The organism is Paenibacillus sp. sgz302148, assembly GCF_056120465.1.
This window is the reverse complement of record NZ_JBVYOJ010000011.1, coordinates 155837-175278: the sequence shown is the minus strand read 5'-3', so window position 1 is coordinate 175278 and position 19442 is coordinate 155837. Positions and strand designations below refer to the sequence as shown.

General features: G+C 52.7%; 17 protein-coding genes. 5 read left to right on the top strand and 12 right to left on the bottom strand.

Features of this window, described 5'->3' with window-relative positions:
* Positions 1-74 precede the first annotated feature (74 nt).
* Both AC0LWM_RS17935 and AC0LWM_RS17930 read right to left on the bottom strand, forming a co-directional pair.
* Positions 75-623, bottom strand: coding sequence for a hypothetical protein (locus tag AC0LWM_RS17935; protein WP_474676347.1), 549 nt, complete (start codon positions 621-623; stop codon positions 75-77).
* 59 nt (positions 624-682) lie between these two features.
* Positions 683-2116: a DEAD/DEAH box helicase gene (locus AC0LWM_RS17930; protein ID WP_474676346.1), complete on the bottom strand. Its 1434-nt coding sequence runs from the start codon at positions 2114-2116 to the stop codon at positions 683-685.
* 144 nt (positions 2117-2260) lie between these two features.
* Between AC0LWM_RS17930 and AC0LWM_RS17925 the strand changes: the two genes are divergently transcribed.
* Positions 2261-2515, top strand: coding sequence for a YkuS family protein (locus tag AC0LWM_RS17925; protein ID WP_474676345.1), 255 nt, complete (start codon positions 2261-2263; stop codon positions 2513-2515).
* Positions 2516-2589: 74 nt separating this feature from the next.
* Here the strand turns inward: AC0LWM_RS17925 and AC0LWM_RS17920 are convergent, their stop codons facing one another.
* Together AC0LWM_RS17920 and AC0LWM_RS17915 are read right to left on the bottom strand one after the other, a co-directional pair.
* Positions 2590-3363 carry an SDR family NAD(P)-dependent oxidoreductase gene (locus AC0LWM_RS17920; RefSeq protein WP_474676344.1) on the bottom strand — a complete coding sequence of 258 codons (774 nt, stop codon included), beginning with the start codon at positions 3361-3363 and terminating at the stop codon, positions 2590-2592.
* A gap of 79 nt (positions 3364-3442) precedes the next feature.
* Positions 3443-3901 (bottom strand): chemotaxis protein CheX, encoded by a 459-nt coding sequence (locus AC0LWM_RS17915; protein WP_474676343.1) that lies wholly within the window; start codon positions 3899-3901, stop codon positions 3443-3445.
* 229 nt (positions 3902-4130) lie between these two features.
* Here AC0LWM_RS17915 and AC0LWM_RS17910 point away from each other — a divergent pair, with 229 nt between their 5' ends.
* On the top strand, positions 4131-5087 hold the full coding sequence (locus AC0LWM_RS17910; protein ID WP_474676342.1) for a zinc dependent phospholipase C family protein: 957 nt from the start codon (positions 4131-4133) through the stop codon (positions 5085-5087).
* 81 nt (positions 5088-5168) lie between these two features.
* Here AC0LWM_RS17910 and AC0LWM_RS17905 read toward each other — a convergent pair whose 3' ends face one another.
* Together AC0LWM_RS17905 and AC0LWM_RS17900 are read right to left on the bottom strand one after the other, a co-directional pair.
* On the bottom strand, positions 5169-7778 hold the full coding sequence (locus AC0LWM_RS17905; protein ID WP_474676341.1) for a TPM domain-containing protein: 2610 nt from the start codon (positions 7776-7778) through the stop codon (positions 5169-5171).
* 291 nt (positions 7779-8069) lie between these two features.
* On the bottom strand, positions 8070-9338 hold the full coding sequence (locus AC0LWM_RS17900; RefSeq protein WP_474676340.1) for an MFS transporter: 1269 nt from the start codon (positions 9336-9338) through the stop codon (positions 8070-8072).
* Positions 9339-9496: 158 nt separating this feature from the next.
* On the opposite strand from AC0LWM_RS17900, the gene AC0LWM_RS17895 reads away from it, so the two are divergent.
* The gene (locus AC0LWM_RS17895; RefSeq protein WP_474676339.1) at positions 9497-10252 is read left to right on the top strand and encodes a (S)-benzoin forming benzil reductase; all 756 of its coding nucleotides are present in this window, start codon (positions 9497-9499) and stop codon (positions 10250-10252) included.
* A gap of 390 nt (positions 10253-10642) precedes the next feature.
* On the opposite strand, the gene AC0LWM_RS17890 is transcribed toward AC0LWM_RS17895, so the two are convergent.
* The 3 genes from AC0LWM_RS17890 to AC0LWM_RS17880 are packed head-to-tail and all read right to left on the bottom strand — an operon-like array spanning position 10643 to position 13820.
* A complete protein-coding gene (locus tag AC0LWM_RS17890; RefSeq protein ID WP_474676338.1) occupies positions 10643-11734 on the bottom strand; it encodes an efflux RND transporter periplasmic adaptor subunit in 1092 nt (363 codons plus the stop codon).
* 14 nt (positions 11735-11748) lie between these two features.
* Positions 11749-13065 carry an ABC transporter permease gene (locus tag AC0LWM_RS17885; protein ID WP_474676337.1) on the bottom strand — a complete coding sequence of 439 codons (1317 nt, stop codon included), beginning with the start codon at positions 13063-13065 and terminating at the stop codon, positions 11749-11751.
* Positions 13062-13820, bottom strand: coding sequence for an ABC transporter ATP-binding protein (locus AC0LWM_RS17880; protein WP_474676336.1), 759 nt, complete (start codon positions 13818-13820; stop codon positions 13062-13064). The genes AC0LWM_RS17885 and AC0LWM_RS17880 overlap by 4 nt, the downstream gene beginning before the upstream one ends.
* A gap of 257 nt (positions 13821-14077) precedes the next feature.
* On the opposite strand from AC0LWM_RS17880, the gene AC0LWM_RS17875 reads away from it, so the two are divergent.
* Both AC0LWM_RS17875 and AC0LWM_RS17870 read left to right on the top strand, forming a co-directional pair.
* Positions 14078-14980, top strand: coding sequence for a LysR family transcriptional regulator (locus AC0LWM_RS17875; protein WP_474676335.1), 903 nt, complete (start codon positions 14078-14080; stop codon positions 14978-14980).
* Positions 14981-14992: 12 nt separating this feature from the next.
* Positions 14993-15802: a histidinol-phosphatase gene (locus AC0LWM_RS17870; protein ID WP_474676334.1), complete on the top strand. Its 810-nt coding sequence runs from the start codon at positions 14993-14995 to the stop codon at positions 15800-15802.
* A 115-nt stretch (positions 15803-15917) separates the two neighbouring features.
* Here the strand turns inward: AC0LWM_RS17870 and AC0LWM_RS17865 are convergent, their stop codons facing one another.
* From AC0LWM_RS17865 to AC0LWM_RS17855, 3 genes are read right to left on the bottom strand one after another with little or no spacing between them, the layout of a single operon-like run.
* Entirely contained in the window at positions 15918-17468 is a 1551-nt protein-coding gene (locus tag AC0LWM_RS17865; protein WP_474676333.1) for an extracellular solute-binding protein, read from the bottom strand.
* Positions 17469-17521: 53 nt separating this feature from the next.
* On the bottom strand, positions 17522-18397 hold the full coding sequence (locus AC0LWM_RS17860; RefSeq protein ID WP_474676332.1) for a carbohydrate ABC transporter permease: 876 nt from the start codon (positions 18395-18397) through the stop codon (positions 17522-17524).
* Between the two features lie 3 nt (positions 18398-18400).
* Positions 18401-19342 carry an ABC transporter permease gene (locus AC0LWM_RS17855; RefSeq protein WP_474676331.1) on the bottom strand — a complete coding sequence of 314 codons (942 nt, stop codon included), beginning with the start codon at positions 19340-19342 and terminating at the stop codon, positions 18401-18403.
* Positions 19343-19442: the final 100 nt, after the last annotated feature.

Here is a 19442-nt window from a genome sequence, read left to right as displayed (position 1 = left end):
AAAATAACCCCACAACGTGGGGTCTAAATGAAGGCTGATCGAGGTAAATGCAGGATCATTATCGAACATTGTCGTTAGAACGGATTCAGCAGCTTGAACCGGAAGACGATGCCGTTCGGTTCAAAATCAACGCTGCGGATGCCGACGAAATCCGGCAGCTTATCTTCGATAGGGATGGCGATCGGTTTAAGCGACACCCATGCCGGCGGGAGTTCGTAGCCTTTGACCTCGGTCCGCAGCAAAGTCGCAACGATGCTCGGCTTTCGCCATTCGAGCTGAAAATACGCCGCCGCTTGCGTCCGGATCAAGCCGCGGTATGTCAAGTTCAAATGTGCCGTCAGCGAATCGCCGTTCAACTCGAACCGGGCGCCGGTCACTTCGATGTCCTGACCGATGCGCGGATGAGCGGCGAGCTGTTTTTTGGCCAGATCGTTGATTTCCTGCCCGGTTATGACGGTCTCCAGCTTGAGATTTTTGGCCATGTTTACGATTTTTTGTTGAATCGGAACCTCGGCGTAAGTCAGGTCGAGATCTTCATCGGGCGCAATATACCAGACTAATCCGACGACAAGCAGTATAACAAACACTAGGAATGCCAACAAAAGCTTTAACAGCGTACGCATGTTCATCTCCTCCTAACGAAAGCAGGGGCACGCCGGTTAGCCGGTTGCCCCATACGTCTTTACTGCTGCGGATTTTGCTTCGACTTCAGCCACTTCGGCGCGCCTTTGTTCTTGCGGTCGCGCTCCTTCTGCGCCTTAAGCTTCGCCGCGGAAGGCCCTTTCGGCGCCTGCTTCGCGGCAGTTGGCTGTGCAGCGGGGCGAACCCCGGCGCCGTTTTCGCCGGATTGTCGGCTGGCACCTGCTCCGCCGGCATCGCCCATCTGCATCGGCTTTGCCGCTTTCGGTGCTGCCGCAGCCGTTTCCGCCGCAGGCTTGCGCTGCTCGGCCAGCCTTCGCTGCGCCGCCGAACGGCGCGCTTCCTCCGGCGATACCTCCTTGCCGAAGTACATCGCTTTTTCCCTCAAGTCGATGCCGAGCTTCCGGCCAAGCTTTTCGAAGAAAGTCCGTTCCTTCGGCGTTACGATCGTCACGACGGTGCCGCTCTTGCCCATGCGCCCAGTCCGTCCTGCGCGGTGCACGTACCGGTCGGCCTCGAACGGCTGATCGAAGTTAAACACGTGCGTTAAGCCTTTAATATCCAGTCCGCGTGCGGCAACATCGGTTGCGAGCAGCAGCTGGAACTTGCCGTCTCGGAATCGCTTCAGCGTAGCGGCCCGCTCTTGCTTGTCCGAATCGCCATACAGCGCTTCGATGGACAAGCCTGCGAACTTCAGCTTGGATACGATTCCGCCGACATCATCGGTATCGTTAATGAATACGATCGCCGATTTCGGATTATACATTCGCACCATTTTGCGAAGCGTATCGATTTTATCCCGCTCGTCGCTTACGTAAAACAAATGCTCCAACGTCTCCGCCGTCCGCTGACCGGGCTGCACGTCGACATGGACGGGGTCGCGCATCCAACGCTCCGTCACGGCGCGGATTTCCTGCGGCAGCGTAGCCGAAACGAAGACGAGCTGCTTGTCCCTCATCGCGCTTTTGAATATCGCTTCCGTCTCGCCCATGGCGCCGAGCGCAAACACCTGATCCGCCTCGTCCACGACGATCGTGCGGACTTCGTGCAATTTCAGCTTGCGCTGTTTGATCAGCTCCAGAATTCGCCCCGGAGTGCCTACGACGATTTGCGGGTGCAATCTCAGCTTATCGATTTGGCGGCTGACCGCGGCTCCTCCGATCAGCGCTTGGCCCAGAATGCCGGTTGTTTCCGCGAACAGCTCGATTTCGCGCAATATTTGCATGCCTAACTCGCGCGTCGGCACGACAATGATCGCCTGCAAATGCTTCGAGTTCCGTTCAAGCCGCTGAAGCAAGGGGAGCAAATAAGCCAAAGTTTTGCCCGTTCCGGTTTGCGATTGGACCAGAACATCTTTGCCTTCCAGTACGACCGGGATCGCTTTCTCCTGAATCGGGGACGGCGAAGCAATTCCTAACTGCTGCAGCCGGTTAATCAAAGATTCGTGCAGCGGCAAAGCCGCAAAAGTTCCATTCATAACAATCCTCGCTTCCGTTTAGTACAACAATCTCTACCTCATTATAAGCGAAGTTGCCGCTGCTTCCAAATGCGAATCGGAGTAGAATATATTTCCTTCCCGAGGATCACAATAAAGCGAGTACATAAACGGAGGTGAACATTCATGACCAAAGTTGCAGTCGAGAACAGTCTGAGCAGCATCAAGCAAGTGCTGCAAAATAACGGCTACGAAGTCGTCAATCTGGAAGACGGCGGTGCGGCGCAAAGTAATGACGTACAATGCTGCGTCATCTCCGGGCTCGATAAAAATGTCATGGGGATGGCGGACGTGACGACCCAGGCGTCCATCATCAATGCCGACGGCATGACCGACGAGCAGGTACTTCAGCAGGTGCAGCAATCGGTGTCTGCCACGTAAACGCCAGCCACGATTAAGAAGAAGAGGCATCCGGCTGAACAGAGCCGAATGCCTTTTTGTCGTGCATAGCTTCGTTATTTTTTGTTCAAAAGCTTGGACGCCACCGCATCGAACAATCGCGGAAACAGCTGGTACAGCTTCGTGCCCGCGGCGGCAACGAAGGGCAGGTCCAGCTCCGCCTTCCTCCGCTCGATGAGACGTACCGCCTTGCGAGCAACTTGCTCCGGCTGCAGCAGCATCCAACGAATATTGTTGATATAGCCCCCGGTTGGGTCCGCTCTATCGAAAAAAGGCGTGTCGATCGGCCCAGGGTTGATCGCGGAAACCATAACGCCCGTATGCCGCAGTTCCTGGCGGAGCGAATTCGTGAAGCCAAGCACCGCATGCTTGGATGCCGAATACGCCGTCGATTTGGGCGATCCGACTTTGCCCGCCATCGAAGCGATATTGACGATATGGCCGCGGCCGAGCTCCGTCATATGCGGCAGCACCGCTTTCGTACAGCGAACCATCCCCATGTAATTGACGTCCATCATCTCTTGAAAATGCGACAGCGGTGCGTTGGCGAATCGTTCGAAAACCGCATACCCTGCATTGTTGATCAGAACGTCGATACGGCCGAAATCCGCCCTCGCTCGGTCCATGACGGAAACGACCATGTCCGTATCCGTTACGTCCAGCTCGTAGACGCGATGATTGCCGGCTATCGTGCCGCTAATCTTCGTCAGCTTATCCAGCGATCGCGCCATCAAGAGGGGAACAGCCCCTTTGTCCGCAAGCATCCGAGCCATGACAGCCCCGATTCCGCTTGACGCCCCGGTAATGGCAACGATTTTTCCTTGAAGCATTTCGTTCCTCCTGTCTGAACAAAAAATGCGGTATGCCGTAAGCGGCACCCGCAATTCCTTATGTACATTATATAATAGATTACGCCATTAATACTTGAATATCAAGCTCGCCGATGCCATCCATTATAAGCGGTATGGTCAGCGCCTTCTTCGCCGAGAAGCCTGCAGCTTGCGCCGATTGAATGATCTTCGGCGGCGTAATGTCGACCTTAACGCCTTGATTGAACAACATCGTGCTGGCGTTGCCGCTAATCATGTTGCCCAGCTCGGAAATGGCGCTTTGGCTCATTTCGTCCATTTGCGTGATGGTGAAACCGCCCATCATCGCGGAAACCATCTTCAAGGCGACTTCCTCATGCAGTCCAAACACGATATCCCCTGTCATTTGCCCGGTCATTCCAATTTGAATCCATACATATTTATCGACAAATTTCATATCCTTAATGCCGAGTTGACCGGTGGTTGGGCGTATATATGCGACTTGCTCGATCACAATTCTAGCAGATTCTAAGAACGGGTTGATCAACTCCGCCTTCATACAAGTGAGCGCCCCTTTTCGACAAAAAATCGTATAAAGTTCCGAGTAAGTGAATGATTACTTACATTATAGCCGAACTTTCCCGACAAGTATACCTTTTTTCCTCCTACTTTTGTACTAACTATTGGTCTATAGTTGTATGCTAAAATAGATTTAACGATAGATAAACGTCAATTCGGTCAATTCGACCTACCCGTTTACCGACGATGAAGAAGAGAGGATTTTGTCGATGCCGAATGTATGGGCACACCTGCTTTTCGGGCAGCAAGCTTTGCGGCAGCTGGGCCGGGAGACGTTGATCTCAAGCAAGGGAAGCCGCAACGCATTTAACCTGGGCTGTCAAGGACCCGACTTTTTGTTCTATCACAACTTTTTGCCATGGCAAACTTCGAAGCATATGAACGAGTTGGGCAGCGAAATGCACAGCAAGCATTGCGGGCTGGTACTGCTCGACATGCTTCGCCATGTGCGAGGCAGACCGCTTACCGATCCCGCGTCAGCTTACGTGATGGGATTTGTGCTGCATCACGTGCTGGACCGGAACGCGCATCCGTTTGTATTTTACATGTCCGGATTCAAGAAATGGAACCACCAGCGTTACGAGATTATTATGGATACGCTCATTGCCCGCAAGCTGGCCGGAATCGAAACGTGGAGAACGCCGGTATGGAAAGAGATCGAAACCGGAGGCGAATTTCCGGACGGAATCGTCGACATGTTCGAAGCTATCGTTCGGAAGCATTATCCCGAACATGCCTCTACGATCAGACGCGAGGATTGGAACAAGGCGGGCCGGGACATGATTCAAGCGCAGCGTCTGTTTCATGACCCGTCGGGCGTGAAGCGCATCCTCACCTTCAACCGAATCGAGCCGTTTCTGTTCAAGCGTGACAATGCGCCGCTCGATTATTTGAACGACGCCCGCAAGCCGTGGCATTGTCCGACCGACCCGAACGAATGGCATAACGAAAGCGTATGGGACTTATGGGATATTGCACTTGAGGACGCGTGGATATTGGCCGGCGCAGCCTTCGCTTATTTGGAGCAAGAGGATCGAGCGTCCGAACCCGGAACGGCCGGACAGCTTGAACTCACGTTAGCCGAGGCAATGGGCAACCGTTCTTATGAAACGGGCAAGCCCTGCGACAGCGGACTTATCATTCAATATGTGAACCCGATCATTTGAAAAAAGCCATCGTATCCTTATATAAAGGATCGCGATGGCTTTTGCCGTTTACAAGAATAGATAGGATTGCAATTGACCTGCTTACCAGCTCGCCCCGCCGGATGAATTATTGTTTTTGTTCGAATCGGAGCCCCACGAGGCGCCACCGGAAGAATTCGAGCTGGAAGAGCTGTTGGTAGAGCTTCCGGAAGAGGACGAAGTGTGTGAGGATCGTTCCCGTTCCCGAGCCTGTTCGCGTTCGCGCTGCAGATGACGCTCCGCTTCTCTCTCCAGCTCCTTCTGTCTGCGCTCCATCTCCTCAGCCATCCGATACTCCCGCTCCATCTCGCCTACGATGCTGTCCACCTCGATTAACTGCCGCACCGCTTCGGCATACATGCCGCGGGCGATCATGCTTTCCGCATGTTCCATGACGGAATCGAAACTCTTGTTGTAGCTCCGTTTATTAATCTTGGAGCTTGAACGCGAGTACACGCTCTGGAATCGGGACTTCGCTTCCCGATACTGCTCCTCTGCTTCCCTCTTCTCTTCCACGACCCGTTCGACGTGCTCGGTGAACCGTTTGACCTCCTGTTCGAGCTGGCCGATCGTTTGCTCGATAGGATCGAGATGATATGGAGAAACCGACAGCAGCTTCTCCGCTTGACTCCGGAGTCGGCGAACGCTTCCCGCAAGCTGTTCCTGCTCCGCGGAATTCGGCAGGGACTCCTTGTCGATCAAGCGCAGCATCTTTTGAAACGATTCTTCGAGCTTTTCATTCTGCTGCTGCGCATCGAACAATCTGTCGTCCAGCTGCTCGAACGTTTCCGTGCATTGCTCCTGAATCACGTCCGCTTCCGCCAGCCGGTTCAACGCTTCGTCCAGCGCTTCACGCGCCAGCTCAAATTGCTGGTGGTCGTCTTGGCACAGCTGCTTGATCTCGAGAAGTCGTGCCTGTGTTTCTTGGATCGACTTGAGTCGCTGCTCATACCGATCCAGCATCGCTTTCCAATGCGTCTCGGCATACGTTAGACGAATGCGAGCGGCCTCGCTTGCAAGCTGCGGACCTTCCTCCGCGTATTCGTTCAGTTTATTTTCGATCAGTCCGATGTCCTTGGCGTTGTTTTCCTTCAACTGCGCTTGCCTTTGCGTTAGTTCAACCGCCGTCGCCAGCATGTTGTCGATTTCTTCCGCCCGCTTGCGCACGGCATCCATGGCACCTGTCTTCAGCTCCGCGAGCATTTGCTCGATTGTGGTGCGCGCCTGCTCCAGATACGTCTGCGGTTTGACGCGAAGCATGACGGTCTGCAATCGATGCTGATCGACGATTTGAGCGATCCTCCCCCGGCAATGAGTAACCGTATTCGGGAAGTCGTTATACTTCGCCAGGAAGACCGGTACGTCGTCGAGTCCATGCGCGGCTTTCACCCATTTCTCCATCGCAACGTTTGCGTATTTCTCCGCTTCGATCGGATCGAACAGTTCCAGCTCCTGCGATTTCCTCACGTCTTCATCGATGCTCGCGATATCGTCGAACAGCTCGTTTAACGGGAACGAGGTGTCCCGGGCCTGCCGCTGCAGGTCGGTTTGCAAAGCGCCGAGCTTGAAAACGAGATCTTCATTCGATTTTTTTACTTTTTTGTCCGCCTCGATAATTTTCGCGATCACCTGCCGATCGTCCGCGAGCAGCGACGTAATTTGCACAAGCTCCTTGCGCAGCTCCCGGTGGGTGCCGTTCAGCTTCTTCAAGTTGAGCGTGAGCAGCTTGACGTTCATCTGGTCGCTCTCCACCTGATTCAAACGAACGAGCAGCGCGGATAACCGTTCATCAATTCCGTTCGCCATGGCAGCCGTAGTCCCCTGAGATAACCCGATAAACGGTTGAAGCTGTTCATTCGCGTGGGTAATGTCCACCATGAGCAGCGGAATTCGCTTGCGCAAATTATCGATTTGAAATTTTTTGTACGCCAGGTACCCGCCGATCCCGATTATCGCCGCGGCCAGCAGGACGTAAAAGCCGATGCCGCTTGACGTGTTCTCCGGTTCCTTCTTCCCTGGATCCGTCTTCTCCGGCGCAGCCCCCTCCGTCGTTCCGTCCTTCGGCTCAGCCGGCTTCGTTTCGGCCGTTCCTGCCGGTTTATCCGCGGGCTTGTCCACCGGTTCAGTCGAGCTATCCGGCTTGGCGGACGCCGTGCCGGAACCCGCCTTGTCTACAGAATTCAAGTGGAACGTGGCATTCATCAGCGCAACGGAACCTTGCGCAAACTCTCCTTTTTTGGCCAATGGGATAAAATGAACCTTTAAAAACTCGTCGATTTTGGATTCGTTAACGTCGCCGTTTTTGTCATAATCGTCCGGCAGCGCTTCAATTTGCTTCAGCAATTCCGGATTGTTGAAGTTCATCTCCACGTGCTTGTCGTTCTTGGAGATGAGCAGCAAAATATCGTTGCTCTGCAGCTGCCAGCTCACGTACACATCCGTTGCGAATTCCGTCGCGCTCGATCCATCCAAACTTTTAACGGTTAATACATAAAATGTGTAAACGTCGCCTTTGGCCGTCCCCTCAATCAGCTTTTTTTTCGATTTCGTGAAAATGCCGGCCTGATCGACGACCTTGCCGTTTTTTTGGGGAATATCCGCGGCTCCCGCTATGGCGGCAAAGCTGCCGAACAATAAACATATGAATAAGATCATGCCGATAACTCTCTTCATCCTTGCCCTCCTATCTTCTTTGAACATGCAGCTGTCCTGCTGTACTGCTTATGTATTACTCTATTGTACCTAGGAATTGTCGGTCGCTTCAAGTTTGTAAGAAAAGATTCTATTCGAAGCCCATTCCACGATGAATGCCCCTGCGTAAGAGGAAGCTTTTCTTGCCAAATAGAATTTAATCCAATGTGTTATCTCCGGAAAACTTATAAATTCTATTATGGTAAGAAAAAAGCCTTGGTTCGCTCCGAATAGAGCAGATCCAAGGCCTCTTATGCAACATTCGCTTCCTTCTCATGCACCGGGTTCGAGTGCTTCCCGGCGCCCTTTCTCCAGATCAACCCGCATCAGCAGCAGGATGCCGACGATAAAAAATGCGAGCACCGACAATATCGCCAGACGGCTTGATCCTGATAGCAAACCTGCAAGCCCGAACAAAAAAGGTCCGGCAACGGAGGAGAGCTTGCTCGACAAGCTCAGGAAGCCGAAAAACTCGGCCGAGCGGGACGACGGAACCATGTTGCTGTAAATGGATCGTGCCACCGCCTGACTGCCGCCTTGGACGAAACCGACCATCGTCGCCAGAATGTAGAAGTGCGTTGCGGTTTGCATGAAGTAGCCTAAAATGACGATGACGATATAAATGGAAAGCGAAATGTACAAGGCTTGTTTCGAGCCAAGCTTCTGGGCGATCCTGCCGAACAGGAACGAAAACGGGATGCCGACAAACTGGGTGATGAGCAGCGCGATGATAAGGTGAGTCGTTTTGATGCCGATCCCGGCGCCGTATATCGTTGCCATCGTAATGATCGTATTGATGCCGTCGTTAAAAAACCAGAACGCCACCATATATTTCATCAATTCCGGGTATCGTTTGATCCGTTTCAACGTTTGAAGCGCCCGGCTGAATCCTTCGGCGGCGTAACGCCGGACCGGCAGCTGCGATGCGGACGAATGGCTTGGGAAATGGCGGAATATCGGCAGCGAGAACACGAACCACCATAACCCGACGGTCACGAAGGCGGCTTGGGTCGCTACCGTTTTGTCCGGAAAGCCGACTTTTTCCCAGCCCTCGATCATGACCAGGTTGATCGCAAGCAGGATGCCTCCACCGATGTACCCCCAGGCATAGCCTTTGGAGGAAATGGAATCTCGTTTGTCCGGCGGCGCAACATCCACAAGCATCGCATCATAAAACGTATTGCCGCCGGAAAACCCGATCGTGCCGAAAATTAGCAGCACGGACGCCAGCATGTAATCTCCTTCGCCTACAAATGCATATAGAGCACAAGAAATCGCCCCCACATAAGCGAACCAGCGCAAAAATTTGACCTTTGACCCGTTCATGTCCGCCACCGCGCCTAATATCGGCGAAAGAATGAAGACGAACAGCATGGCGATCGCTTGCGTGAAGCCCCAATAATTCTCGGCCGTATTGCCCGGCAGGTTAACCCCGGCAACGCTTTTATAATAAATCGGGAGCACTGCGGCCATCATTGTTGTTGCAAATGCTGAGTTGGCCCAGTCATACATCAACCACGCTCGAACTTGTTTTCGATCCATCGCTTACCCTCCGTCATACGTTTTACGTACTTACTTTTTTCGACATTCCCGAAAGGTTTCCTGCTATATACGTATGCGGGCGAGGGTGTAACCATTTAATTTTTTTGTTAAACTGATATACACGACAGCCGATAGACGGTAGGAATGAGGTAGATACGATGAAATATGCGATTGTGACCGGAACTTCGAAAGGTCTTGGCGAGGCTTTGGCCAAAAGGCTGATCGCCCCGGACTGCCATTTGGTCTGCATTTCGCGTCAAACGAACACGGCTCTTATCGCCGAGGCGGCAGCCCAAGGCGCGACATTGGACTATTACGATTTTGACTTGAACGACACGGAAAAGATTGAGGAGCGGATGGAGCAGTTGCTCCGCGGGTTCGACCCCGCGCAAGCGGAGAGCGTTTATCTCATCAACAATGCAGGCGTACTCGAGCCGATCGCTCCAGCGCATCGTTCGGGGAGCGCTGCGGTGACGCGCAACATCAACGTCAACCTGCTGGCGCCGATGATCGCAACCGGATGCTTCATCCGATTGACGGAGTCATGGCCGGCCGACAAGCGGGTGCTCAACATTTCATCCGGCGCCGGGCGCAAGCCCTATGCCGGCTGGAGCAGCTATTGCAGCGCCAAGGCGGGGCTTGACCATTATTCGCGCTGTGTCGCGGAGGAGCAAGCCGATGTACCGTTTGGCGTGCGCATCGTCTCCGCAGCCCCAGGGGTAATCGACACCGGTATGCAGCGGCAAATTCGCGCGACCACGGAAGAAGATTTCAAGCATGTGGGTCGCTTCATCGAGTTGAATGAGACGGGACAGCTGCAAACACCGGATGCCGCCGCAACAAAGCTGCTCCAATTGTTAAACGCGGATTCGTTCGGCGAGCACACGATCGTCGATATCCGTGATTTGCCTTAAAGCGGATTTCCGTCTTTTCCCGGAGTCGTTAATATTGGATGTGACTCCTGTTGATTGCAGAATTTGCAATAGAAACCCTCATTATCTACTCAGATCGGACAATCTATTGCAAAATGTGCAGTCAAAACGCCATGGAACCCCCCAAAACCCATGTAGTGGTAAATTCCATTGCATAAAATGCAATGGAATGCATCCATTAGTGGGAAATTCCATGACCCTATTGCACAAAGTGCAATGCGAGGCGGAATTCGATAATAAGAATAACTACTGCTCGAAGCACCTCTTCAAAAGCCGCGCATGCCGTCGGAAGGACGACAGCTTATAGTGCGCTTTTGCCGCTTTGTCGCTTTGCCGCTTTTGCTGCTTTGCCGCTTTTACGGCTTTGCGTCGTTATTGCAGGACGATCGTTTCGCCTTCCTTGACGCCTTCGACGATTTCGGTTTTTTCGGCCGTTTCCATGCCAAGCTTCACCGGCCGTTTCTCGACCGCCCCGTTCTTGTCCACGTACACGAAATAATTATCGTTTTCGTGCATGACGGCCAGCGTCGGCACGACCGTAGCCCCTTCCTTCTTCTGGGTTTGAATCGTGCCGGTCAAGTTGAGTCCCGCGATCAGCTTCGGATGCGGCTCGAGCGATATCGTTACTTCAAACTGCGCGGCACCCGTGCCTTGATCGGTTCCCGTCTTGGCGAACTTGGAAATACGCAATACTTTCCCCTGCAGCTTGTCCTGCCGCAGCGCATCGATTTTCACTTCGACGGACATGCCCGGCTGTATTTGGAATACTTCGTATTCTCCGACCGTGGAGACAAATTGCAGCTTCGACAATTCGACGATTTTGCCTATCGGCGTTCCGTCACTGACGACCTGCGGCTCCTTCTTGTCGCCGAACAGGAAAATGCCGCTTTCCGGCGCGCCGAAACGAGCTTTGGCCAGCTTGTCCCGCTTGTCGGCCAGCTCCGTCTCCGTTTGCTTTCGCTGGATTTGCTCCAGCTCGGCCTGCGCCTTCTTCTCCTCCTCCTTCGCCATCCGCGCCAGCGCCGATGCTTCTCCGGCCGTGCCGTCCGACTGCTGCTGCTGAAACTGCTCCAGCTTGTCGCGTATATCGCGCAGCTTACGATCCAGCTGCTGCTTGCGCAGGTTAGCCTCCGCCAGTTCGACTTCACCCTTCAGCCTCGACTGCTCCAGCTCGAACAATACGTCGCCCTTGTTGACCTGCTGGCCGTCTTTAATGTTCCACGCCTTGACCTCGGCGGCGTACGGAGGGTATACCCACGTTTCTTTCTCGTACGCCGATTTGCCCTTCACCTGAATGGTGTTGCTCAGATCCTCCTTCGTCACCTGGAAGGTGATCCGGGACGGGTTCGCCGCCGGATCTGCGCTCCCCGAAGGCGCCGACGGTCGGCTCAACATATATAGCGCACCGGTAATAGCGATCGCCGCCACACCCAATACGATAAATCCCCATCTTTTCTTGCGCATCTCGGCTTCCCCCTCTAATCCCGCTTGATCGCGGTTAACGCATCCGTACGGGATGCCTTCATTGCAGGATAAATTCCGGATAAAACGCCGGTTAGCAAGGCGAATACGAGCCCAACCGGCAATATCCACAAATTGATAAATAAAATGTCCTGTTCGTCAGCCACCTTCATGACGACGATATTGATGGCCCAGATGACCCAATACGATAATAAAATGCCGAGAAAACCGCCGATCAGGCCAAGCAGCGACGATTCCACGATAAACATGTTGCGGATTTGCCCTAAGTTGGCGCCAAGCACCTTCATAATGCCGATTTGCCGCCTTCTCTGGTAGGTCGACATCGTCATGGCGACAACAATCGAGATGGAGGCGATGAGCAGGACGAACAATCCCGCGCCGCCAAAAATCAACCGGACGATCGTCATTTCATTTTGCGAGCTTTCCCTGTAACGGGAGTTCGACTGCGGGTAAAGCTTCAGCTGCTGGACGAGCTGCTCGACCTTGGCGGAGTTGTCCATGTGGTCGACTTTGATTTTCAGCTGGCGTTCCTGGTATTGCGACGAGCCTTTCAGCTGATTTTTGATCCGTTCGGCGAACGTCTTGGAGATGAACGCCTGAGGATTATTCGACAGCATGTAATCTGGCACGTTCTCCGGCTTCTGTAACACCCCGATGACGCGCACGGGAATATCGATCTTCTGGGCGGTAGGACTATCCATCGAAGGCGACATGATCAGCTGCTTCTGGTACAGCGGAAACGAAATCGGCTTTATATTCCGGTAACTTACCTGGTTTTGCTGCGGATTGCGCTCCTGCTGCATCGATTGTATGCGCGCGACCCGCTCGTCGAACAAATTCACCGTTGCCGAATAACTCAATATCACCGTGTTATCCAAATCGGCGAACTTGCCCTGCATCAGATCGTAGCCAAAGTCTGGCAATGCCGACAGGTCGGTTGCGGTAAGCTCGAAATTGCCGCGTTTCGTTTCGTCGACAACAAAGCTGAAATAACCGATCCGTTCGAATATCGCGGCTTTATGTACGTGTGGCAAGCCTTGAATGACTTTGATCTTCGCATCCGTCAGCACGCCGTCGGATTGCGAGAAATCGTTCGGCCCGCTTTCCCCTGTGTTCCCGTAAACCGTAATTTCGTCGGCCTTCATGTAAAAATTCATTCGTTCCTGCGCATAATGCGTCACCGATTCGCCAAAAGCGAGCGCTACGATAATGGAAGCCGAGCCGATCGCAATCCCGATGGCGCATAGCGCCGTAACGACAATGCGCCGTTTCAGCTGATCCCAGCCGAGCGACAAATAATCGCTCATCCTCACCGTTCTTCACCTGCCTCTACCAAGACCACTTCAACCTGATCTTGCAGATCCTGCTGATGCTGCCGATCCTGATGCTCCGGCTGATCTTCCTCATCCTGCAGCCGGCCGTCTCGCAAATGAATGATACGGTGCGTCTGGCGGGCAACTTCGTGCTCGTGCGTCACGATGACGAACGTAATGCCGAGCCGCGCGTTCAAATCAAGCAGCAGATCGATAATTTCTTTTTCCGTCTTGGTGTCCAGATTGCCGGTAGGCTCGTCGGCAAACACGATGGACGGCTCGGTCACGAGTGACCTTGCGATACTGACCCGCTGCTGCTGGCCCCCGGACAGCTGGGACGGGAACATCTCGACCTTGTCGCCAAGCCCGACATGCCGCAGCATCCATAGCGCTTTTTCTTTGCGCGACTTTTTCGATGCCCTTTGAAAAACGAGCGGCAGCTCGACGTTCTCCCTTACGGTTAAATGCGGGATCAGCTCATAAGCCTGGAAAATAAAGCCGATATTCGTGCGGCGAAATTCCGCCAGCTTATTTTCGCTCATCCGCTCGATCGGCTGATCCGCAATCCGAATTTGTCCGCGGGTCGGCTTCATGAGACCTGCCATCAAATTAAGCAGCGTCGATTTCCCGGAGCCCGAGCTGCCGAGCAGCGAAACGATTTCGCCGCGGCGTACATGTAGATTAATGTTCTGCAGCACAACCGTCTCTTCCGTACCGTTCAGAAACGTATGGGAAAGGTCAGTAATTGTAAGCACGGCCTGCCTCCTTGCGTAAATGGTTTATTTTACCGAACAACCCCCACTACTATTGACGAAAAAGTTGGCGTTTGGCCTTCACCCGCAGAAAAAATTTTTCACATGCCCCTCGATTTGATATAATAAGCTGAGAAAACAAATTTATATGTCCGTGTCTTTCCGATAAGAAAAGCTTCTGATCGAAGCCTTTCGATGAAGATACATTCGTGTCTGAACGGTTGCTTTTGTAAAAATCCGTTATGCTAGGAGGGAACGCAATGAATATCAGCCAGTTGGAAACACTACTGACGATTTCCAAAACGATGAGTTTCCGCAAAGCCGGGGAAATATTGAATTTGACCCAGCCGGCCGTCTCCGCGCAAATCAAAAGCTTGGAGGACGAGTTCAAGACGGTGCTGATCGACCGCAATCAGCCCGTCACGCTGACCGATCGCGGCAAAGTGTTCATGGAGCATGCCGAGCGCATCCTGCAAACCGTCGATGAGCTGAAACAGAAGCTTTCCGATTTGAATCAGGTGCCCCAAGGCCATATCGTGCTGGGGACAACGACCTCAATTGCGATCCAAACTTTGCCGCGCGTTCTGTCGTACTTTCAAAATCAATTTCCGCTGATCAAAACAACGATCCATTCCATGAACTCCTCGCAAATTATGGCGAGCGTCGAAAGCGGAATGATCGACCTCGGAATCGGGTACTTGTTCGAAAAAAGCCCTTCGCTGGAAACTTCCCTGCTCTACTACGATACCTTCGAGCTCGTCGTCTCCCCGGACCATCCGCTCGCCAAGCTCAAGCATGCCTCCATCGAGGTTTTGTACGACGTACCGCTCATTTTGCTGTCACCGGACACCGCCGGCAGAAAATTCGTCGATCAAATTTTCAAGAAGTATAACATTCAGCCGCATGTTGTCATGGAGCTGTCGAGCAGCGAGGAAATGAAACGGATGGTCGAGCTGAATCTCGGCGCGGCGATCGTCTCCAAGATGTCGATTGCAAATGAGCTGAGGCTCGGCACGCTGAAGATGATCCCGGTCACCCAACTCGAAATCAGCCACCCGGTCGGTATCATATATAAATCGGGCCGGTATTTGAACTCGGCGATGCAGCAGTTTCTCAGCGACCTGAAGGGCATGCCGGAATCGCAATTTATCGGTTCGGAATAAGGAGGACTCACGATGAAATTCGACTTGCATACGCACCATTTCCGCTGCGGACACGCCGACGGCAATATCCGCGATTACATCGAAGCCGGAATCAAGCACGGTCTTGCCGCGATCGGCATTTCCGACCATTCCCCTTACTTCGGCAACAAGGAAGACCATCCGAACCCGCGCATCGCGATGGCGACAAGCGAATTCGAGCATTACGTAGCGGAGGTGCTGCGGCTCAAAGAGGAGTATAAGGACAAAATCGAGGTGCTGCTCGGCGTCGAATCGGATTATTTCCCCCGCCATGCCGAGACGTACCGTGCCGTGTACGCCAAATATCCGTTCGATTACATCATCGGTTCGATTCATGCGACGCGCGGCGTCAGCATTTTCAACAAGAACCGGTGGAAGGATCTTACCGACGAGCAGAAAATCGAGGAGAAAGAACATTATTACGACTTGATCCGGCAGTCCGCGCGAAGCGGCATGTTCCAGGTGCTCGGCCATATCGATGCGATGAAGGGCTATTATCCGGCTTTCTCCGATATTCCCGCAGTACAGGCGATCGATGATACGCTGCAGGTGATCGGCGAAAACGGCTTGGCGATCGAAATCAACACGTCCGGCAAAACAAAAGACGTCGGCGGCTGGTATCCGTCCGACGCCATTCTGGAGCGAGCGCTGCATTACGGCGTCGACGTCACCTTCGGCTCCGACGCCCATATTCCGAGCCGTGTCGGCGACGAGTGGGACGAAGTGAGCAAAAGGCTGAAGGAGATCGGCTTCAAGGACTGGGTGTTCTTCCGCCGGCTCGAGAAGCAGCGCGTCCCGCTGTAAGCCGCTTATCACACACATTCGAATTTCTTTACGACAAAAGACCATGGCCGAGCGTACGCTCCGGAGCCATGGTCTTTTGTCACTTTTGCACTAGCTGCAATAGGTTTGCATGATATTATTTTTTGGCCGCCAGGAAAGCGTCGATTTGTTTCTGCAGCTCTTCCTGGATTTTTTTGAGCGCCGGTCCCGCTTCCGCTTCGAAACGTTTCATCGTTTCTTCCGGATCGAGTACGCCGTTGAACAGTGCCGGGTAATATTTCGCTTCAATCGTATTATATTGGCTAATATCGTTTTGCACGCCTGTGCTATCGAATTCGAATCCCGTCAAGATGTCCTTTGTGAAGCTGTCCGCATTACGCAATACGTCCTCAAACACCTGATTATTCGGATCCGCTTCAAAATCGATGCGCTCGTCAACCGGATTCCAAATCCATACATAACCGAAGTTATAATAGCCGGTCGTATCCAATAGCTTGACCTTGTCATCGCCTACAGGCTCCCAGTGCTTGCCTTGGATGCCGTTCGACAGCAGGTCGTAGTTTCCCTTTTCGTTCGCCCAGTTCAGGAACATCAAAGCCCGTTCCTTGTTCTTGCTCACTTTCGGAATCGCAAGGAAGTTCCACTGCTTGAAATTCGTAATATTGGCGCCCGGCGTCGGGTCGAAGAACGTAACGTTCTCCAGCTCCCCTCCCGGTGCGGCCGATTGCAGCTTTTCGTTCGCGTTTTTCGCCAGACCGAACGCGCCGGCAGGTACGATCGCCGCTTTACCGGTCTGCTGCACAAGCTGCTGGAAATCTTTCGCCGACAAGATGTCTTTATAAATCAAGCCGTCCGTATACCATTTTCTCGTTTCGGCCAGCCAGTTCCAAACCGGGTCCTTATCTTCGAACAGATTGTACACTTTGCCGTCGTTGTTCTTGTAGTGCAGCATCAAGCTGCTGCCGAGCGCATGCGTCGGAGCGACATGGGTCTTGTAGTCGTCAAGCGCGCGGAATGCCGTGAGCGAATAGTGCTGCTGCGCCACGGAGCCCGCCGCGGTCATCGGAACGATATTCGGTTCTTTCTCCTTGACCGCATACGCGAATTTGATCAAATCCTCGAACGTTTTGATCGGCGCGATGCCAAGCTTCTCCCGGATATCCTTGCGAATGATGTACGAATGTCCCGCCCCGTAGCTGACGCCAAGCGGAATCGCCATAATTTTGCCGTCGTATTTGTTCGCATCCCACATTTGCTGCGGGCGTTTCGCGATGATGTTCGGTCCGTATTTCGGCAGCAGCTCGTCAAGCGGCTCGTAGTAGCCGTTCGCGATCATTTGGTTGATGTGCAGCCACGGCGCATCGAAGATAATGTCGATATCCTCGCCGGAAGCGAGCGTCACTTGCGTTTTTTGCGCAAGATCGGACCATGGCACGAAGACGATATCCAGCTTGACGTTGATCGTGTCCTTCATTCGTTTCTCCGCTTCGGCAAGGATCAGATCCATATCGGGCGGACGATCGCCCGGAATCATCATTTTGAGCGTCACCTGCTCCAGCTTCTCGCCTTGCTCCTTCGGCTGTTCGCCGTTATTCGTTTGCTCCTTGGACGTTTCCGATTTGCCGCAGCCTGCGAATACGGTAAGCACAAGCACCAGTACAACCGCAAGCGATACTAATTTTTTCATTCAACTTCCCCCTGTCTTTATAGTGAAAGCCGCCAACTTCCATTACGGCTGGCTTATCCTTTAACCGCTCCCATCGTAATCCCTTGCACGAAATATTTTTGAATAAAAGGATATACGAACAAAATCGGCCCAATGGTAATGCACACAATCGCAAGCTGCATGCCGTACGTCGGAATGACGATTTTGTAATCCGTCATGCTGCCGGCTACGTAAGACATGGCGTTCAAATTGGACATCAGCTGCCGGATCATCATTTGCAGCGGATGCAGCTTATAGTTGTCGATGAACAGCAGCGACAAATACCAGTCGTTCCAAAATGCCAGCGCGTAGAACAAGCCGACCGTGGCGATAACCGGCGTGGAGACCGGCCATATAATCCGGAAAAAAATCGATAAATCATTTGCCCCGTCAACAGTTGCCGCCTCGTGCAGCTCATGAGGCAGCGAACGGTAATAGGCGATGAGTATAAAAGCGTAGAACGGGTTGAGCAAATAAGGCAGGATCAGCGCCCAAATCGAGTCCTTCAAGTGCAGCCAATTGGCCACTAGAATGTAGAAGCCGACGAGCCCCGCGCCGAAAATCATCGTTAAATAAGTCAAAAAGGAAAAAACATTGCGATATTTGACTTTATAATGCGATAGCGTGTACGCGTATGTTGCCGTTACGAGAACAGCCAAAATCGTGCCGACAATCGTCACAAATAAGGTCACGCCGTAGCTTCGGAATACTTGCGAGCCTGACAACAAAAACTCGTACGCATCAATACTGAAAGAGCCCGGCCACAATTGATAGCCGTTCAGCTGAATGCTTGTTTCGTCCGCAAAGGAATTGATGAATACGAGCCAGAACGGTATGAAACACGCGAGCGCAAACAAAACCAATACCGCATACATCATCATAACAAATAAACGTTCACGCAATTCGATCACACCTTAGAACAATCTAGCGTCGGAGTCAATTTTTCTCGCGATCGCGTTAAAAATAACAATCGTAATTAAGCCCATTACCGACTGGTACACGATAACCGCCGACGACATACTGAAGTTGCCCATCTGGCGAAGCGCACGGAACGCATACGTATCGATGACGTCCGTTGTCGGGTACAACACGCCGATATCGCCGACAATCGCATAAATCATCCCGAAATCGCCGTAAAAAATTCGCCCGATGCCGAGCAATACCAGCATAAGAATAATCGGTCGGAGCAGCGGCAGCGTAATATAGCGCATTTGCTGCCAGCGGGTTGCGCCTTCGATCTTGGCGCTTTCATAATAATCCGAAGAGATGCTCGTAATCGCCGACAAAAAAATAATCGAGTTGTAGCCGGCCACTTTCCAAACGAATATAATCGTCAAAATATACGGCCATACTTCCGGCGTCAAATACCAGTCCACGCCTTCCGAACCTACCTTCCGCAGCAGCTGATTCAACATCCCTTCCGATGTGCTGAACAGCGTTTGCGTCATCATGCTGACGACAAGCCACGAGATGAAGTATGGCAGGAATATGAAGGACTGCGACAGCTTCTTGAAAAACCGGTTCGTGACTTCATTCAGGAAAATAGCCAGAATTACGGCGCTGCCGATCCCGAATATAAGGAACAATCCGTTTAGGAACAACGTATTGAGCGTAACCGGAAGCCAATCTTTGCCGTAAAAGAAAAATTCGAAGTTTTTGAATCCGACCCATTCGCTGCCCCACAATCCGTCCGACAACCGGAAGTTTTTGAATGCGAGCAAGTGGCCGAACATGGGAACGTAAGCAAAAACGATCATATACAAAAATCCAGGCAGTGCAAGCAAATACAAGTAACGGTTTTTGCCGATCTCCTTTGCCGCGTTTAGCACGAATCCCTGTCGACGCTGCAATTGCAATTCGCTTCCTCCTTTCTTTCTTGACATCGTTGTCATGACGGGGATTATCGTAACATTAGCCCAGCCGCCCGGCTAGTTCTCAATCGCCGTTTTTGGTTCT

Bases quoted from the DNA above. Each gene is read 5' to 3' on its own strand.
- AC0LWM_RS17865 (WP_474676333.1), bottom strand. From the start codon at position 17,468: ATGAAAAAATTAGTATCGCTTGCGGTTGTACTGGTGCTTGTGCTTACC.
- AC0LWM_RS17910 (WP_474676342.1), top strand. From the start codon at position 4,131: ATGCCGAATGTATGGGCACACCTGCTTTTCGGGCAGCAAGCTTTGCGG.
- AC0LWM_RS17905 (WP_474676341.1), bottom strand. From the start codon at position 7,778: ATGAAGAGAGTTATCGGCATGATCTTATTCATATGTTTATTGTTCGGC.
- AC0LWM_RS17875 (WP_474676335.1), top strand. From the start codon at position 14,078: ATGAATATCAGCCAGTTGGAAACACTACTGACGATTTCCAAAACGATG.
- AC0LWM_RS17895 (WP_474676339.1), top strand. From the start codon at position 9,497: ATGAAATATGCGATTGTGACCGGAACTTCGAAAGGTCTTGGCGAGGCT.
- AC0LWM_RS17930 (WP_474676346.1), bottom strand. From the start codon at position 2,116: ATGAATGGAACTTTTGCGGCTTTGCCGCTGCACGAATCTTTGATTAAC.
- AC0LWM_RS17900 (WP_474676340.1), bottom strand. From the start codon at position 9,338: ATGGATCGAAAACAAGTTCGAGCGTGGTTGATGTATGACTGGGCCAAC.
- AC0LWM_RS17920 (WP_474676344.1), bottom strand. From the start codon at position 3,363: ATGCTTCAAGGAAAAATCGTTGCCATTACCGGGGCGTCAAGCGGAATC.
- AC0LWM_RS17890 (WP_474676338.1), bottom strand. From the start codon at position 11,734: ATGCGCAAGAAAAGATGGGGATTTATCGTATTGGGTGTGGCGGCGATC.
- AC0LWM_RS17935 (WP_474676347.1), bottom strand. From the start codon at position 623: ATGCGTACGCTGTTAAAGCTTTTGTTGGCATTCCTAGTGTTTGTTATA.
- AC0LWM_RS17925 (WP_474676345.1), top strand. From the start codon at position 2,261: ATGACCAAAGTTGCAGTCGAGAACAGTCTGAGCAGCATCAAGCAAGTG.
- AC0LWM_RS17870 (WP_474676334.1), top strand. From the start codon at position 14,993: ATGAAATTCGACTTGCATACGCACCATTTCCGCTGCGGACACGCCGAC.
- AC0LWM_RS17915 (WP_474676343.1), bottom strand. From the start codon at position 3,901: ATGAAGGCGGAGTTGATCAACCCGTTCTTAGAATCTGCTAGAATTGTG.